The 3,060-nt window shown below is 55.2% G+C and carries 1 protein-coding gene; it reads right to left on the bottom strand.

Annotated elements, in window-relative coordinates; all coding sequences use genetic code 11:
- A partial coding sequence (locus FYJ39_RS20155; protein ID WP_154474093.1) for a DUF6531 domain-containing protein occupies positions 1–3,060 on the bottom strand: 3,060 nt, incomplete at both ends.

Here is a 3,060-nt window from a genome sequence, read left to right as displayed (position 1 = left end):
CCCATCGTACCGGTACGCCCTCTCCCTCCACTGGCTGCCGCTGATCCGTTCCCTGATTCGGACAGGGTTATGCCCGCTGTCATATTCGGTGCAGGTTTCCCTTCCGTCCGTATCCCAGGTTCTTATCAAGTCCCCTCTGTGGTCATACTCATAGTGGGTTGTCAGCCCTTCGGGATCGGTCTCTTTGATCCGCCTGCCAAGGCTGTCGTACTCCCAGCGGGTCTGTGCACCCGTCCGGCTGGTCTGGCTGATAAGGAGGTTCTGTTCAGAATAACGGTACACCGTGCTGGTCCCGTCCTCATAGGTGATCCGCTCCGGCAGCATGGCAGCGCCGTATTCGTATCGTTCGGTCGTTCCATTCTCGCTATAGGTAACCGTATTTTGGCACTTCCTGTCATCATAGCGGAAGGTCTGGCATGCGCCGCTTTCAAAGGTCTGACGGAGGATCCGCCCTTTGGCGTCATATTCGTTCTCCAGATAGCGGATGCCGTTCTGGTTGGTTTCCGAAGTGATATAGCCGCCTTTGTCATACGCATAGTGGGTCACTCCCTCATCCGTGTGGATGACGTCCGTCAGCAGGTCTCCCTCATAGCGGTACTGGGTTTTCCGGCCTATTTCATCGGTGATCTCCAGGATACGTCCATGTCTGCTGACAATCTCCAGCTTATTTCCCAGGGGCGTCACCATACGGCACAGCCCCTCCTCATCATAGTATAAGCCCATCTGAAGCTGATTGGGATACCGGATCTGCTCCAGACGCCCCTTTTCCCCGTAGATGCAGCGGGTATGGGAGACTGCGTCCCCCAGAATGAACCTCCCTTCCTCCTTATAAAGAGAAAACCGTTCGGTTCCCGGACTCTGGTTTACCCAGGCTTCCCCCTGCTTTTTAAAGCATACGGAATGCCCTGTCACTGTATCCAGGTGAACCTGCCCGGAATAGTTTGTATCCTTATAGATTCTGCTGTCATAGGCAAACAGCCAGCCCCGGCCCATCGCTGAGTCTCTATGACGGCCCGACCGGTAGCTCCGCTCCAGACGCACCGGCTCCGGCAGGCTTGCCAGAACGAAGTCGGTGGCGTGAACCAGGTAATGTCCCCATACCGCATCAACCGGATCGCTGACGCTGACGGTAAGGGAGTTGGCAAAGCCATTCTGGGCCAGGCTCTGCCAGGGGTCAAACTCCCTCCCCGCCAGGCTGCTGGCCCCCCAGTCCATACCAGTGTCCACCAGCGTCCCTACAACCGCCTGGGCGCCTTTTGCAACAAATGAGTTATTTCCACCCAGCCCAAGCTGATTCATGATTCTGCCGGTTGCCGCTGTGCCTGCATATCCCTGCCCCAGACCAAGCAGCGTATTGAATGCCAGGCCTTTTACATCAACCTTCCCTGTATACGCAAGGTCCTTCAGCGCCTGGTTTACAACATTGCCTCCTATTTGTACCGCTGCCTTGAGGTTCTTTACTTTCTGGCTGCCGCAGACAAGCTGTCCGCCTGTCTTTATCATGCCTGCGTTTCCGATCGCCGCTCCCGCTACCACGCCGAAGGCAATCTCAGTGCCAGCTTTCAGGAAATTATAAACCTGCTGTTTATGCTCCCCGAACACGGCCTCCACAGCCGTGTCCCTGATGAAATTAAAGGACTCGTTCAAGTTGCCGCTCTGGCTGCTGCGGACATCCTGGGAGCCTTCTGCGATATCCGCAGCAGCAAAGGCGATATTGGCCGTTCCCAGCACTCCGGTAGCGATCATCGTTCCGGCCACCAAAGCCCCGGCTCCGCCGGTAGCCACCGTCAGGGCGACCGCTACTCCAACCGTAGCTACGGTTGTCAGAATCCTTGCCGCCCCGCTTAAGATCTTCGTCTTTCCCTCCTGGTATTTCTCTACCAGCTGGCTGCTTACGCCATTGTTGACAGATGCACGATCCGCGGCGTCGTTGGCTGTGATCTGCCCGATCAGTTCTGAGGACGATGCCATCCCCTCCGGCATTGGACCCTCGGCGGCCTCCAGCTTGACAAAGGCCGCCAGGATCTTCGTTTCTTCCGACAGCTCCATGCCAGAGTCCCCGGATTTTGCGGAAATGGATTTACTGATCACTGAGATCGACTTTGCCGGACCCCCTTCCTCTGATGCGGATTCTCCCATAGAAAGGCCTTTCTCCGCCTGGAGCTGGATCTCCTTCCCCTGAATATATGCGTTCCCCTCTCCATCCAGGCAGACGCTTGTCACGGCAGCTTCTTCCGCCGATATCCGGGCAGCTTTAGGCGCCAGAAGAAGGTGTGCGCCTGTTACATTGGAAAAGGATTTATAATCGGGGTTCTGTGCATAGCCTCCCCCTGTCCCTCCTTTCCCTGGGGCGGATGTCCGGATTGCATGCACCGCAACCGCATCCTTTTCTTCATCGGTAGGAAAGTAAATATGCACCTGGCTGCCAACCTCCGGCATGCAGTAAATAAAACTGCTTTCGATGGCAAACGTAAAATACCGCTGATTCGGCGCTGCCTCATAGACCGGATCGATGTGGAAATGCACCCGCACACAGTTGCCGGAACGCTCCTTTACCGTAGCCGGGATGCTCATGCCGTTGATATGGCCATTTTTCATCCGTGTGCATCGGACTCCTTGTTCACGGCTTAGTTCATAATACCGGCACAGTTCTCCGGCAATCACCCTGTATCGGATCGCCGTTACCATGCAGCGGAGTCCCCGAAACGTCCCCCTTTGAGCCAGATGGAAGGAATGTCCTGTTTTTACGTTCCATTTGATGATCTCCTGTGGAAGCAGTTCTCCGTCCGTATTAACTTTATGATAGGTCTCCACATCCTTTATGGTTTCATATTCTTCCTCGCTGAAGTTAAAATCATCTTCATACGGGGGAATCCCAAAATAAGCCCGTCCATGATCCGCACTGCAATCAGGGACAAGGAAGCTCTGGAACTGACTGGCCAGCCGGATCAGAAAATCCCAGTCGGATTCCTCATACTGCAAAAGGAAGTCCGGGATTACCCTTCCGTTTGTCAGGCAGTCTTTGATCTGCGCCCGCTCCTGATCCTCCAGCACTTTTTG

It is taken from the genome of Clostridium porci (genome assembly GCF_009696375.1).
Taxonomy (GTDB): domain Bacteria; phylum Bacillota; class Clostridia; order Lachnospirales; family Lachnospiraceae; genus Enterocloster; species Enterocloster porci.
This window is presented reverse-complemented; position numbering and strand designations above follow the sequence as displayed.